The 14,665-nt window shown below is 46.9% G+C and carries 11 protein-coding genes and 1 riboswitch; of the genes, 7 read left to right on the forward strand and 4 right to left on the reverse strand.

Translation table 11 applies throughout. From position 1 onward, the window contains the following. The first annotated feature begins 261 nt into the window (after positions 1-261). From ACE04G_RS15050 to ACE04G_RS15060, 3 genes are all read left to right on the forward strand, one after another. Positions 262-2,097 (forward strand): assimilatory sulfite reductase (NADPH) flavoprotein subunit, encoded by a 1,836-nt coding sequence (locus ACE04G_RS15050; RefSeq protein ID WP_449004468.1) that lies wholly within the window; start codon positions 262-264, stop codon positions 2,095-2,097. 53 nt (positions 2,098-2,150) lie between these two features. Beyond that, a complete protein-coding gene (gene cysI, locus ACE04G_RS15055) occupies positions 2,151-3,872 on the forward strand; it encodes an assimilatory sulfite reductase (NADPH) hemoprotein subunit (RefSeq protein ID WP_221819562.1) in 1,722 nt (573 codons plus the stop codon). 278 nt (positions 3,873-4,150) lie between these two features. Further along, positions 4,151-4,867 (forward strand): YebC/PmpR family DNA-binding transcriptional regulator, encoded by a 717-nt coding sequence (locus ACE04G_RS15060; protein ID WP_036608916.1) that lies wholly within the window; start codon positions 4,151-4,153, stop codon positions 4,865-4,867. A 77-nt stretch (positions 4,868-4,944) separates the two neighbouring features. Here the strand turns inward: ACE04G_RS15060 and ACE04G_RS15065 are convergent, their stop codons facing one another. The 4 genes from ACE04G_RS15065 to ACE04G_RS15080 all read right to left on the reverse strand — a co-directional run bounded on the left by ACE04G_RS15065 (position 4,945) and on the right by ACE04G_RS15080 (position 7,933). Further along, entirely contained in the window at positions 4,945-5,433 is a 489-nt protein-coding gene (locus tag ACE04G_RS15065; RefSeq protein ID WP_449004469.1) for a DMT family transporter, read from the reverse strand. A gap of 14 nt (positions 5,434-5,447) precedes the next feature. Beyond that, on the reverse strand, positions 5,448-6,146 hold the full coding sequence (locus ACE04G_RS15070) for a Crp/Fnr family transcriptional regulator (RefSeq protein WP_221819645.1): 699 nt from the start codon (positions 6,144-6,146) through the stop codon (positions 5,448-5,450). Between the two features lie 45 nt (positions 6,147-6,191). After that, positions 6,192-6,617, reverse strand: a complete 426-nt coding sequence (locus ACE04G_RS15075) for a DMT family transporter (RefSeq protein ID WP_449004470.1) — start codon at positions 6,615-6,617, stop codon at positions 6,192-6,194. 518 nt (positions 6,618-7,135) lie between these two features. Then, a complete protein-coding gene (locus ACE04G_RS15080; protein WP_449004471.1) occupies positions 7,136-7,933 on the reverse strand; it encodes a Nif3-like dinuclear metal center hexameric protein in 798 nt (265 codons plus the stop codon). A 346-nt stretch (positions 7,934-8,279) separates the two neighbouring features. On the opposite strand from ACE04G_RS15080, the gene ACE04G_RS15085 reads away from it, so the two are divergent. From ACE04G_RS15085 to ACE04G_RS15100, 4 genes are all read left to right on the forward strand, one after another. Continuing rightward, on the forward strand, positions 8,280-8,876 hold the full coding sequence (locus ACE04G_RS15085) for a biliverdin-producing heme oxygenase (RefSeq protein ID WP_221819559.1): 597 nt from the start codon (positions 8,280-8,282) through the stop codon (positions 8,874-8,876). A gap of 304 nt (positions 8,877-9,180) precedes the next feature. Next, on the forward strand, positions 9,181-10,758 hold the full coding sequence (locus ACE04G_RS15090; RefSeq protein WP_449004472.1) for a TerB N-terminal domain-containing protein: 1,578 nt from the start codon (positions 9,181-9,183) through the stop codon (positions 10,756-10,758). A 6-nt stretch (positions 10,759-10,764) separates the two neighbouring features. Continuing rightward, positions 10,765-12,108, forward strand: a complete 1,344-nt coding sequence (locus tag ACE04G_RS15095) for an ATP-binding protein (RefSeq protein WP_221819557.1) — start codon at positions 10,765-10,767, stop codon at positions 12,106-12,108. Further along, entirely contained in the window at positions 12,105-14,324 is a 2,220-nt protein-coding gene (locus tag ACE04G_RS15100; protein WP_405132180.1) for a DEAD/DEAH box helicase, read from the forward strand. Before ACE04G_RS15095 ends, ACE04G_RS15100 begins: the two co-directional genes overlap by 4 nt. 147 nt (positions 14,325-14,471) lie before the next feature. Beyond that, a riboswitch (purine riboswitch) is annotated at positions 14,472-14,582 on the forward strand. Positions 14,583-14,665: the final 83 nt, after the last annotated feature.

Here is a 14,665-nt window from a genome sequence, read left to right on the forward strand (position 1 = left end):
GAGTTAGCCTTGTTCATATATTCCACTTTCCACTTCAACTTGAGCTGGCCGCCAAATTAAAAAATAAAACAAAACCGTCCTTGATTTGAAAGGAGGGTTTTTGTTGTTTTTTGTCCTTTATCAGCGAAACTGATAAATGCTATAAAATCATTGAAATTGACCCTCAACACCCGGTGTGTTAGGTTTTAGAGAGAAGAAATTAAATTAATGTGATGATTTTAGTCGGAATTAAAATCGAAGCAATGCGCGAGGTGGCAAACAGTGGAACTTCAAGTGACAAACAGCCCTTTTAATCAAGAACAAGTTGAACTGCTTAATCGTCTTATTCCTACATTGACCGATGGACAACGTACTTGGTTGAGCGGATATATTGCAGCAATTCAGGCAAGTGCGACAATAGCAGCTCCAGCTAACCTGGTACAGGCTGCACCAACTACAGGAATTGCACCTGACAGTGCTCCGCCAGTATCCCGGGAAGTTACCGTGCTTTTTGGTTCACAAACCGGGAATTCCAGTGGCCTATCGAAGAAGCTGGCCAAGAAACTTGAAGAGCAAGGTCTTCAAGTAACGTTGTCATCGATGGGAGATTTCAAACCGAACGGACTTAAGAAAATTGAAAATCTTCTCATCATCGTCAGTACGCATGGCGAAGGCGAACCACCGGATAATGCGATTCCGCTGCATGAATTCCTGAACAGCAAACGGGCTCCAAAGCTTGAAGGACTTCGTTACTCGGTGTTGGCTCTGGGAGATACCTCCTATGAGTTCTTTTGTCAGACAGGTAAGGATTTCGATAAACGATTGCAGGAATTGGGGGGTACAGCTCTTGTACCGCGCGTGGACTGTGATGTTGATTTTGATGAAGCAGCTGCGGAGTGGATGAATGAAGTACTGGCATCTTTAAGCAGTACATCTGCTGCTGCGAGTATGGTAACCACTGAGGGTGTTACAGCTGCGGTGAGCGGCGGGGAATCCGAATATGATCGCACGAATCCATTCAAGGCTGAAGTGTTGGAGAATCTCAATCTGAATGGCAGAGGATCGGACCGTGAAACACGCCACATTGAGTTGTCATTGGAAGGCTCCAGCCTGGACTACGAGCCAGGTGACAGCCTTGGGGTATTCCCTGAGAATCATCCGCGCCTTGTCGATGAATTGATTGCAGCCATGGGATGGAATGCCGATGAACGCGTGACCGTGAATAAAAACGGCGATCAGGCATCTGTACACGAAGCGTTGCTGCGTTATTTTGAAATTACAGCTGTGACGAAACCGGTCGTGGAACAACTTGCGAAACTGAATCCTGGGAGTGGCCTAACGGCATTACTCGCAGATGATTCCGAATTCCGCACGGTCATGAATAGCTGTGATCTGCTGGATCTGGTTCAGGATTATAATCTGAAAGGGATTCCTGCTACAGAATTCGTAGCTGCTCTTCGTAAAATTCCGGCACGTCTGTACTCTATAGCGAGTAGTTCGAAGTCTTTCCCGGATGAAGTTCATCTTACCGTTCGCTCCGTACGTTATGAAGCGCGTGGCAGAGAACGTTACGGTGTATGCTCGGTACATCTTGCTGAACGAATCGAAGCTGGCGATACCTTGCCTGTATATATACAGCATAATCCGAATTTCAAGCTGCCTGAGAACCCGGATACACCGATCATCATGATTGGCCCAGGTACAGGTGTAGCACCGTTCAGATCTTTCCTTGGTGAGCGTGAAGAAATAGGAGCAGAGGGCAAGACATGGTTGTTCTACGGAGATCAGCATTTCGCCACTGACTTCTTGTACCAAACGGAGTGGCAGCGTTGGCTCAAAGATGGTGTGCTCACGAAGATGGATGTAGCCTTCTCACGTGATACGGAACAGAAAGTGTATGTACAACATCGCATGCTGGAACACAGCAAAGAACTGTACCAGTGGCTTCAGGAAGGGGCAAGCGTGTATATCTGTGGTGACGAGAAAAAAATGGCACATGATGTGCATGCTGCGCTCACCACGATTCTTGAACAAGAAGGCGGTTTATCGTCTGAGCAGGCATCGGAATATCTGACACGGTTACAGCAGGAGAAACGTTATCAGCGGGACGTCTATTAATTACCGGCCCAGCCGGACTGCACCATCCCGCAGAGACGAGAGGAGAAAGCAGCATGGTTTATAATAACTTACTTAACCCACAGCGCACGAATAGCGATGTGGAAGATATAAAGATCAAAAGTGATTACTTGCGCGGAAGTCTGACCGAGACGTTGGCCGATCGCATCACGGGTGCAATTCCAGAGGACGACAACCGTCTGATGAAACACCACGGCAGTTATATGCAGGATGACCGTGACCTGCGTAACGAGCGTCACAAATCCAAGCTGGAACCGGCATACCAATTCATGTTGCGTGTACGTGCTTCCGGTGGGGTTGTAACCCCGGAGCAGTGGTTGATGATGGATCGGGTAGCACATAAATATGCGAATGAGACGATTCGTCTGACCACACGTCAGTCTTTCCAACTGCATGGTGTACTGAAGTGGGATCTTAAGAACACCATTCGCGAAGTGAATGATTCGTTGTTAAGCACACTGGCTGCATGTGGTGACGTAAACCGTAACGTGATGTGTAACCCGAATCCGAATCAATCCGATGTGCATGCTGAAGTGTATGAGTGGGCATGTCAGGTGAGCAATCATCTGGACCCTCGCACCCGGGCTTATCATGAGCTGTGGCTGGACGGAGAGAAAGTGATTGATTCCCAGGACTCCGACGAAGAAGTTGAACCAATCTATGGCAAAGTGTATTTGCCACGGAAGTTCAAGATCGGCATTGCTGTACCACCATCCAATGATGTGGATGTCTATTCACAGGATCTTGGCTTTATTGCTATTGTGGAGAACGGCAAGCTGCAAGGCTTCAACGTTTCCGTTGGTGGTGGCATGGGCATGTCTCATGGTGACTCGAAGACCTATCCTCAGGTGTCCAAAGTCATTGGGTTCTGTACGCCAGAGCAAATGATTGATGTTGCGGAGAAAACAGTCATGATTCAGCGTGATCATGGAGATCGTGCCGTTCGTAAACATGCTCGTTTCAAATATACGCTGGATGACCGTGGTGTGGAGTGGTTCATAGAAGAGTTGACTACCCGTTTGGGTTGGAAACTGGATGCAGCACGTCCGTATCATTTTGAGACTAACGGAGATCGATATGGTTGGGTAAAAGGCAATAATGGCAAATGGCACTACACGCTGTTCATTCAGAATGGTCGTGTAAAAGATGTAGACGGCTATCCGCTCATGACGGGTCTGCGTGAAATTGCCAAAGTGCATACGGGTGATTTCCGACTGACTGCGAACCAAAATTTGATCATCGGTAATATTAGCAGCCAGAAAAAGAAAAAGATTGAAGCGCTGATTCAGCAGTACAATCTGACCGATGGTGCACATTACTCTGCGCTACGCAGAAGTTCCATGGCTTGTGTTGCGCTTCCGACTTGCGGTCTCGCGATGGCTGAGTCCGAACGTTACTTGCCGTCCCTGATCGATAAACTGGAGCCTGTACTCGACGAAGCTGGGCTGAGAGACGAAGAGATTGTCATTCGGATGACCGGCTGCCCGAACGGATGCGCAAGACCGATGCTGGCAGAGATTTCATTTATCGGTAAAGCACCTGGGAAATACAATATGTATCTCGGTGGCAGCTTCACCGGACATCGCTTGAATAAGCTGTACAAAGAAAACATTGGTGAAACCGAGATTTTGGACACGTTAACTCCAATGGTGAACCAGTATGCCAAAGAGCGCAATGAAGGGGAACATTTCGGAGACTTTGTCATTCGTGCCGGTTATGTTCCTGAGGTGTTGGATGGTCGACAATTTCACGCTTAATTGACCGGGTAAGATAACTGAAATTAGGACTGTTTTAGGGCGGAAGCATTCCTTTATGGGGTGCTTCTTGTCTGCTATATATGGAGTGAAGAGAGGTAACGTTAGTTGCTGCTGAGAGATTTATGAGAGGATAAACTGAGGCTAATCTTCAAATGGAGATGGATAATCACCGCAGTTATTCCCATTATTTCGTGTGTATTAACTTGTTGAAGTACGCTTAACAAGATATAATGGCATAGTAGAAAGCAGATTAAATGTTGAAAGTGAGCGGAAACGATATGGGTCGTAAGTGGAATAATATCAAGGAAAAGAAAGCTTCAAAAGATGCAAACACGAGCCGGGTCTACGCTAAATTCGGCGTTGAGATCTATGTAGCTGCCAAGAAGGGCGAACCGGACCCGGAAGCGAACCGTGCACTGAAAGTCGTGCTGGAACGTGCCAAAACGTATAATGTACCCAAAGCCATCATTGATCGTGCGATGGAAAAAGCAAAAGGCAGCGGGGATGAGAACTATGAAGAGCTGCGTTATGAAGGCTTCGGACCGAATGGTGCGATGGTCATCGTTGATGCACTCACTAACAATGTAAATCGTACAGCGCCGGAAGTGCGCTCTGCGTTTAACAAAAACGCGGGCAACATGGGTGTCAGTGGTTCTGTTGCTTACATGTTTGATCCAACAGCGGTTATCGGTATAGAAGGCAAAAACTCCGAGGAAGTACTGGAACTTTTGCTTGAAGCAGATGTGGATGTACGTGATATCGTGGATGAAGACGATGCTGTCATTGTATATGCAGAACCCGATCAATTCCACGCTGTACAAGAAGCATTCAAAGCTGCGGGTATTACTGAGTTCACAGTAGCCGAGCTGACCATGCTTGCGCAAAACCATATTGAACTTCCAGAGGATGCACAAGCTCAGTTCGAGAAACTGATCGATGCGCTTGAAGACCTTGAAGATGTTCAACAAGTCTACCACAACGTAGAGTTCGTATAAGATCGTGGTGGTTTGATTGCATAAAAAGAGTGTCTGACCAATCTCCTGGATTGGACGGACACTCTTTTTTTGTTTGTTTATGAGTTGGACTGTAGTGTTCCAGGGGACTGATCTGATTTTCCCGATTTACCTCCACCGAACTTGAACAATACAATTCCGCCCACAATGACAAGTACACCGAGCAGCTGATTCCACGAAAAAGGAATTTGCTCCAGACCGAGCCATCCCATGGAATCAAATAGTAGCGCAAAACTCAATTGAGATGTTAGCACGATCGAGATGGCATACGTGGGACCAAGCAGCTTCATCCCTTGCACGAGACAGAAGACCACGCCAACGCCGATGGCTCCACTGAGCCAGTACCAGGGTTGCATATGCTGGAAGCTGAATGTATTTTTGCCCTCTATCAGCAGAGAGATGAGGAAAGAAGCAAGGAATCCGGTGAAAAGTACCATCGTTGTTGTGGACCATGAACCGGTGCGTTCATTGACTTTGCTATTAAAAATCGTTTGCAGACTGACAAGTGCACCTGCCAGTAGTGCAAGCGAAATACCTGTGATTAACATGGTTGTCGAACTCCTTATTCATAAATATTGTGACCTGTTATTTCCCTTAGACCGGCTCTATCCTTGATCATAATCAATCCTTGATGTCGTTCAATTAACCCGTCTGCACAGAGCTTCTGGATGACCCGGTTCAGGTGTCGGTAACTGGTGCCGATCAGATTCGCGATGTCGGTCAGATTGAACGCGTCCAGTTCTTCATGAACCACGTTGCCAGCTTCTTCTGTCGAGATGGAGAGCAGGTAGCTGGCTAGACGAACCTCAACGGGATACATCAGGTTGAAATTGGAAAAGTTCGAGTCGATATAGAACTTGTGTGAGATGATTTTGAGCAAAAATTTAAGCAAAGGTGCATAATCGCTGGCAAGCTCAGCGAGCCATTGATAATGAATACGAAGCATCACCACAGGTGACACGGCCTGAACCGTATTAACAATATCGCTTTCACGGACATACTCTATGTCACCGACCACTTCAAGCGGTGTTTTGAAACAAAGCACCAGCGTTTTGTCCTGAGCGGAGGTGGTGAAAATCTTGATTTTACCCTCAACCAGTACGTACAAATATTCGGAAGCTTCCCCTTCACGACAGATCAGTTCACACTTCTCAAAGTGGCATAACGTCATATGTGCACGCAGGGGCTCGTGAAATACAGTTTCGAGTTGATATTGCTTCAAATATTGCATTAATTGTTGCTCGTTATGGAACTCTTGCACGCTGTGATTCACCCCCGACGATATGTTTCAATCCTTCTCCAAAAACTATAGTTTCATAATAATGACACCAGTCACCATTAAGGCAATGCCCAGAAATTGCGGCAGTTTCATCTTTTGTTTCACGACACCGAACCATCCGTTACTATCCACCAGAAAAGTCAGGAACAGCTGGGCAATGAGCAGAGCCGAGATCGTGAATGTAACCCCGATTTGCTGAATGGCCGTCACTTCGCTGAAAATAATGACGGCGCCAAAAGCACCTCCAGCCAAGTACATGGGTTTTACTTGTTTGAGTCCTTGAAGGTTGGCGTCTCTAACAAACATTAGGATCAGCGCCGCTAAGATGAATCCTGTCAGTTGTGTAATCGTAGCGGCCTGCCATGTGCCCATGTCGGTGCTAATCCGAGTATTGGCAACCCCTTGGAGCGTGATACACGCGCCGCCAAGTAATGCAAAAATAATTCCTCTCATGTGTACGCTCCTTATTCAATCACTTCGACTTCTATTATTAAATGATAAATTGACTCTGAACGCCAAGGACAAATGTCCTGAGCTTTGAAGTCACAGCATCTAGAGTACTATAAAGAACTCGGTAAATCCAGATGGGGCATGCAGAGATGCGTGGCATATGTGCTCAGTACTCAGTTTTCATCATAATCTAACGAACCAGTGACACCTTATTGTACTGATTTGATTGAACTGAGAAATCTAACGAATGTCAGCGATGCTAATTGGGCTATGTTGGGTAGAAATGGACGGTAAACAGGGGGGAATGGAGGAAAAAGGTGTCTACGATTCGTTACTTTTGAAAATCGGCAAATATTCGCTCAATAGAGTGTGTCAGGTTCGTTAGCTATCCAAGAAATGTAACGAGAGTCTACCCAGTGTACCCCGGAGCATAGAAAGTATCCAAAGCTCCGGGGGAGGATAGGCAATGATATTAGAAGCAATCAGCTAGAGATTCTCTCCGTACAAATCCAATAATATTATCAGATCACAGTGTATACAGGCTTCTCGCCTACAAAACGAACGGACAGTTCAGGAAAACGTTCTGCCAACCTGTCTGCCAATAGCTTCATTCCCGGAGCTTCGCTCTCGGCATGTCCCATCATGATCAGTGCCTGGGACTTGCCTTGTTGCACGGCATCACGGATATATTCCGGTGTCTCCCATTCGAATCCTTCTCCAGCGATGATGAGATCCAATTGCTCATTCTGAATCAAGGGAATCGTCACATGTCCATTACCACGAAATCCTACCAGTACCGCTGCGCGTCTACAGACTATTTCCGCATTGCCTGCAACGCGTACATAATCGATGCCCAGGGAACTTTTCACATGGTGAGCAATAGCTTGGGCGGTGCTTCCTTCCGGAAAAGAAAGGACGTCTGCTTCCGGTAGTCGTTGCTCTACATAAGAGGACCACCCCAATGCCCGAATCAGTCCTTCGGTAATGCCATCCGGTTGGAAGCGGTGGATGATATCATGACATCGATAGATGGAAATACTCGCATCGTCGATCATTTTCCTTTTGTGTTCATAAACAGGATCACTTGCGAGCCAATCCGTATGACTATGATGGTTATAAAAGGGAGACTCATGTGCAATGATCAGGTTGGCACCATGCTTAATGGCTTGTTCAATGACATGTTGCGTCGGCATAAAAGCAATGATAATACCTGTGACCCTTTGAGCAAGGGAGCCTGTAATGAGCTGATCCACCGTGTTTTCCGGCAGTTCAATGTTATCTGTAAGATGAAGTACAATATCTTGAACAGTAAATTCCATATGGCGTATTCCTCCAATGACAGGATATAAAGTTAGTGTACCATGTTGGCATTTGAAATCTACTGCCTTCCAGATTATAGGGTCGTTTTTATTGTTTTCGGTTAATACTTAAACATACAGATTACAGTCGGTTAAGATAACAACGGAGCAATGAATTGGGCTGTACACGGATGTTGGATTCATATAGTTTTCTCAAACAAGAATAAGTATACTTACATAGAGCCTTTGCTGGTATTAAATGGAGCTGACTTCAAGGAAAGCAGTTTCCATTTCAATATACTGAGAATCAGTTGAGGTCCGCATTCATTTGCAACAATAGAACAGATTGTGAAAGGGGATAACTACGATGACAGCAACAACTATTATGGAACGTCTGAAGAGCGAGACAGCTCATTATCACAGACAAGTAGAACAGAACCCTTATGCAAAAGCCATTATGAATCAAACCGTGAATATAGAAGAATATAGAACATATTTAGAGAAATTTTATGGATTCCTGAAACCGCTGGAGGATCAGGCTGTACAGCAGCCTTTCTGGGGAAGTACGGGACTGGACATTGAGATTAGAGGCAAGGCTGGACTCTTGGAAAAAGATTTACGAAATCTGGGTGCCAGTGAAGAGGAAATCAGCCAACTTCCGCTCTGTGAAGAACTGCCGGATATTTCAACACCTGCCCGTTTGTTCGGATATCTGTATGTAATTGAGGGGTCCACGAACGGTGGACAGATTATGACCAAACGTTTGTCGCAGTTCCTGCCGATTGAGGCGGATCGTGGATTGGAATATTTCAACGCCTACGGCTCAGAGACAAGAACAAGATGGAGCGAGTTTACAGGTTTGCTGCAGCAGTCCATCCGTACTCCAGAAGATCATGACAACATGGTACACAGTGCATCAGAGACATTCCGACTGTTAGATCAATGGATTAATACCGACAAGTAACACTCATCATGAGAAGGGATTTTCCTGGCCATGGCCGAACCGAAGTCCAAGAAATAACAAAAAGTGAAGGGAAAAATCGTGCAATTGTCGTGTGATTACGTCTGTGCAACGTTCGATTTGACCAAGATATCATCAATTTGTGAAAAAGTTAAAAATACTTGATAAAAAGAGGGCAGAAATGCCTTCTTTTTTGTGTCCAGGAATGTCTAAATTTCGTCACCGCAGACACAGGACAAGTGATATAATGATCCCTATGGATACACTTGTTCGTATTCTGTCTTGGAGGAGGGTGAAATAACGTTCTATGAAAGACAACTCAAGACAATTGGAATTTATGGAGATAGATCTGAGTGAAGAACCTGAAACAGCAGCAGTGCCGGTTCCTGATCGTTCAACCATTGTGCAGTCAGCACATGATACGATGCAGCATCGTGGAGGTATATTGTCCTCAGAGAAACGTTTTGTAGAGGAAGCAAAGCGGTGGGCAGAGATGGAGGGGGATGTATCCCCGTGGGTTCCCTTTATGAGTTACTGGCCAACGTATGGCGTGATGAATGATGCCCAGCGCAAGTGGTATATGTTTTGGAGGAGGGAAGTACGTCAGGGGAGATACCCGGATACCGATCTGTCCTATCTATTTGTTCATATCTACGAGTTAATTAACGGCATTGGCTGGCAGAATCCTCAGGATGGTTATGATCAATTGAAGCAGCTATGGGTGAACTACCGTGAACGGCTGCCCCAAGTAAATATATATATGCAAGAGTGGATAGTCGATTATGTGCTGGTCCATCAGATGGAGATGTCCTTATCCGAGGTCATGGTCCTTTCGGGCGGATATCTGCCAGCAGAGATGCTGGATAGGGAACTGCAACGTATTTTACAGGATAAGGTATCGGATATCTCGTTAAATATGCTGCAAAGATACTATGATTACGATATTACACTCAGTAAATTTTACAGAGATGGCGGCAAAGAAGTGATGGAGCAGTACATCCCACGGGTCATGGCCTTGGTTGATTCGTATCTGGAACGTACGCGACAAGTTGGACTGTTGCTTGAGTGTGATCCCAACGATGAACGCACGATGGAGCGCATTCTGTTTCGCAAAGCAGTCTATGATGATTCGATCTATGGAAGATCGGTATCGTTCAGATATATGCCCATAGGTGAACAGGCTGAATTTGTGCAGATAGTTACGCGGATCTATCGATGTACTGAAAATAAACTTCGTGAATTGCGCGGATTCAGAGGCCGATTGCGAGGACAGACTCTTGAACCCGAACTTGCAAATCTGATTGAACGTTACCTGGACAAAACATATGCGACCGAGCAGGCGGAGTCTGTGGAACAACCGGTGATTCGTATTGATACGGAGAAATTGGCATCGTTACAGCAGGAAAGTGAGTACGTGCGAATGGCACTTACGATTGAGGTTGATCACGCTTCTGAAGTGAAGGATGAAGAGGTTAACAGTGCAAATGTTGCAAGTAATCCAATAGATGCGCTGGAAGCAAGGGAGGAGATCACTCCAACTGAAGATTCCACGGTGCCGGACCCATCCGCAGAAGAGATTGTAACAGGAGCGTCAGCAAAATCGATTGAGTTGCAGTGGGACGAGTCCGTTGAGGCTGATCTGGATGAAGAATGGCTGCTTTTTGCCAAGGAACTCTCCCCTCAGCAGGTGCAAACGATTCATGTTCTACTTGGCGCAAACCCGGATACGGAGCTGATGCGTCTGGCTGAGCAATATGGAACGATGCCTGCGCTTCTGCTGGATGAAATTAATGATGTGGCTATGGAAACGATCGGTGATCTTCTGATTGATGGTGATCGGATTGTTCCTGATTATATAGATGTGTTCGAACATGTGAAGAGGTGATACGCAGTGACAGAACTTAAAATACCGAAGCGGCTGACCACCGCACTTGTAAATTCATTGACAGCGGGTGTTGTCCCGCGAATTGGACTGGAGCAGATTGCTGTTGGTCGGAAACCGGAAGTGGAAGCCATCTTGCGGGATATGGACAATATTGCGGAGGGTGGCGCAGCGTTTAAACTCATTACGGGTCGTTACGGCAGCGGTAAAAGCTTTCTTTTGCAAATGATTCGTAACTATGCGATGGATCGGGATTTCGTTGTGGCAGATGCGGATCTGTCACCAGAGCGCCGATTGGTGGGAACCAAAGGGCAGGGACTTGCCACATACCGCGAACTGATGACTCGTCTGTCTACACGCACACGCCCGGATGGGGGAGCGCTGGAGCCTATTTTGCAAAAATGGATCGCAGGGTTGCAACAATCCACGATGCAGCGTCAGAAACTGCGCCCGGATGATCCCACTTTGCCGCTGGAAGTAGAGAAACAGATCTATGCGGTGACGGGTGAGATGCAGAATCTGGTTCACGGCTTTGATTTTGCCAAGGTACTGGCTTCTTACTGGAATGGGTACAAGCTAGCTGATGATGATCGCAAACAGGCGGCCCTTCGCTGGCTTCGAGGAGAATTTGCAACCAAAACTGAAGCGAAAAAAGAACTGGCTGTTGGGGTTATCATTGACGATGATAACTGGTACGACTACTTCAAATTGTGGTCTGAATTCACAGCGCGCATTGGTTACAAAGGATTGCTGTTGTTCATTGATGAAGCGGTGAATCTGTACAAAATTACAAACAGTGTCTCCCGTCAAAGCAACTATGAGAAATTGCTGACCATGTTCAATGATACGATGCAGGGCAAGGCGGAGCACCTAGGCATATTTGTAGGTGGTACGCCGCAATTTGTAGAGGATGAACGGCGCGGATTATACAGTTATGAAGCGCTTCGCTCCAGGCTTATTGATGGTCGTTATGCAGCCAAAGCGTATGCGAATTACACAGGTCCGATCCTGAAGCTGGCGATGTTATCACATGAAGAGATTCTGATTCTGCTCCAGAAGCTGCGGCAGATTCATGCTCTGCATTTTGGATACAGCGCAAGTCTGACGGATGAACAATTGGTTGATTTTATGCAAACGGCGGTGAACCGACTGGGTGCGGATGAATTGCTGACCACGCGTGAAGTGGTGCGAGATTTTATGGATGTACTGCATACGTTACACCAGAATCCTGAAGTGACTTATACTCAATTACTTGGCGAGCGGGTTGCCAAACCTCAGGAAAGGGGTAAAGGGGCAGATGCTTCCGCAAATACGGATGATCTGGACGACTTTCTGGCGGAGTTTGAATTATGAGTGATAATCCGTTCTATCGGCTGGCTCCGTTTGTTCAGGAATTTATTTATAAAAAAAGATGGGAATCGCTTCGTCCAGCCCAGATTGAGGCCTGCAATATCTGTTTTCATACCCCGCATCATATGCTGATTGCGGCGGGAACAGCCTCCGGCAAGACGGAGGCGGCTTTTTTTCCTGCATTGACCGAGCTGTATGAACGGCCTTCCAAGTCGGTTGGCATTTTGTACATTGGACCTCTGAAAGCCCTGATTAATGATCAATTCGAACGTCTTAAGGATCTGTTATCCGAAGGAAATATTCCGGTTTGGCATTGGCACGGGGACGTACCTCAGGCGGAGAAAACAAAACTGATGAAAAATCCGTCCGGTGTGCTCCAGATAACGCCTGAATCGCTGGAAGGTCTGCTCATGAATCGACCAAATGCAATCCCGGCACTGTTTCATGACCTGCGGTATGTCATTATCGATGAGGTGCATGCTTTCATGGGAGCGGATCGGGGGATTCAAGTACTCAGCGAGCTTGCCAGAATCGAGCGTATGGCTGGCTGTGCACCGCGAAGAGTGGGCTTGTCGGCTACACTTAGTGACTATGATGCGGCCACATCTTGGCTTGCTGCGGGAACGCAGCAGGGGGTGGATGTGGTCTCTTCCCCGGGCGGTCGCAAGTTGCGACTGCGGGTGGAACATTTCTCTTTTCCAGATGCACAGGACGAGGAGCAGGCGGAGCAGCTTCATAACGCACGTAAAGCATACTATGACTTCATCTATGAGAGCACACATCGTAAAAAAGCGCTGATCTTCACCAACAGCCGAACGGATGCTGAAGTCACCATTCTTGAGATGCGGCGAGTCGCGGCTCGCAGGCAAGAGCGTGATGTGTTCCATGTGCATCATGGAAGTATCTCCGCCATGCTGAGGGAAGAGACGGAAGCTGCCCTACGCACTGGATCGGGTCCCGCGGTTGCTGCGGCAACGGTCACGCTTGAACTGGGCATCGATCTGGGCGAGCTGGAACGTGTGGTTCAGCTTGGTGCACCGTATAGTGCTTCGAGCTTTGTACAGCGTCTGGGACGTTCAGGAAGACGAGAGGATATGGCATCAGAGATGCTTTTTGTATGTCCGGAGGAAGAGGACGAGGAAGCGCAATTGCCAGCGCGTATGCCGTGGACGTTGATGCGTGCGATTGCTGTTATCGAACTCTATGTAAAAACGAAGTGGGTCGAGCCGCTTGAAGCTCGCAAAATGCCCATAGGTGTGCTCTACCATCAGACGATGAGCATGTTGAAAAGTATGGGGGAGGCGGAGCCGAGAGATCTTGCAGAAGCCATCCTTTCGCTGGCTCCATTTGCGTTGATTAGAACTGATCAATATCAGGTTTTCCTGAATTACCTCATCGAGACGGATCACCTGCAATGGACAGAGGATCGAACATTGATTATCGGTCTGACAGGTGAAAAAATCGTGAATAATTATCGCTTCTACGCGGTGTTTAAGGATGATGAGGAACATAAAGTATTAAACGGCTCGGAAGAGATTGGTTCGATTACAACCGTACCCCCACCTGGCTATTGCTTCTCGCTTGCAGGAAAACTGTGGAAAGTGGAAGAGGTCGATCACAAGCACAAGGCTGTGTATGTGAAGTCAGCAAAAGGTAAAGTAGATACGTTATGGCTTGGAGCGGGAGGAGATATTCATACGTCGGTGGTACAGAAAATGCGTGAAGTGTTATCCGAATCGACCATCTATCCCTACCTGTCACCACAAGCCGTCAATCGACTTGAACGGGCGCGCCGCCTAGCTCGTGAAAGCGGACTGTTGAAGCAGGTCGTGATTCCGGCAGGGGGAGATTCGTTGTATGTTCTTCCTTGGGTGGGAAGTAAATCTTTCCGTACATTGGAGCGCTTGATGAAGCATAATCTGTCCAAGAAACTTGCCTTGCGTTCGGTTGTGCCCATGGAGCCATATTATTTTGTAGTGTCCGGCAAGGTCGATGAACGAACATTGTTAGCTGAGATTATGAGTGAGTGTCGAACGGCTGAAGACGCATCTACGTTACTGGCTGAAGATGAAGCGCCTTATCTGGGCAAGTATGATGAATTTGTCGCGCCGCCTTTGATCCGTGAGGCTTTTGCCGTAGATGGGCTGGATCTGGATGGATTGAAGGCAGGTTTACAACAAACATTGGAGTGGGACTCCTCAGGCTCCAATCGGACATGACGTTTTTACGTAATCAGAGTACTCGAAGTATAGTACAGTGATCGAAGCGACTCGGTGTAATAATGTAGTTCAACTTTTTAGACGGAATAGGGTTGACACCATCTCACCTCCCATGTAATATATGAAAAGTCGTCACACACGAATTACATCAAATTGCATATATCATTTCGTATAACCTCGCAGGCCGAAAGTGTACACAGGGCGAGGGTCTCTACGGGAAGCCTATACTTCCTAACTACGATGCCAAGGAATCAATGTATTCCTTGCTCGTAGTTAGGATTTTTTGCATTTAGATGGTGTCTGTGACATTGGCATGAACCAACATGCGGGCGTATTTTTCT

The organism is Paenibacillus sp. AGC31 (assembly GCF_057334655.1).

Bases quoted from the DNA above. Each gene is read 5' to 3' on its own strand.
- ACE04G_RS15075 (WP_449004470.1), bottom strand. From the start codon at position 6,617: ATGAGAGGAATTATTTTTGCATTACTTGGCGGCGCGTGTATCACGCTC.
- ACE04G_RS15060 (WP_036608916.1), top strand. From the start codon at position 4,151: ATGGGTCGTAAGTGGAATAATATCAAGGAAAAGAAAGCTTCAAAAGAT.
- ACE04G_RS15100 (WP_405132180.1), top strand. From the start codon at position 12,105: ATGAGTGATAATCCGTTCTATCGGCTGGCTCCGTTTGTTCAGGAATTT.
- ACE04G_RS15085 (WP_221819559.1), top strand. From the start codon at position 8,280: ATGACAGCAACAACTATTATGGAACGTCTGAAGAGCGAGACAGCTCAT.
- cysI (WP_221819562.1), top strand. From the start codon at position 2,151: ATGGTTTATAATAACTTACTTAACCCACAGCGCACGAATAGCGATGTG.
- ACE04G_RS15065 (WP_449004469.1), bottom strand. From the start codon at position 5,433: ATGTTAATCACAGGTATTTCGCTTGCACTACTGGCAGGTGCACTTGTC.
- ACE04G_RS15080 (WP_449004471.1), bottom strand. From the start codon at position 7,933: ATGGAATTTACTGTTCAAGATATTGTACTTCATCTTACAGATAACATT.
- ACE04G_RS15090 (WP_449004472.1), top strand. From the start codon at position 9,181: ATGAAAGACAACTCAAGACAATTGGAATTTATGGAGATAGATCTGAGT.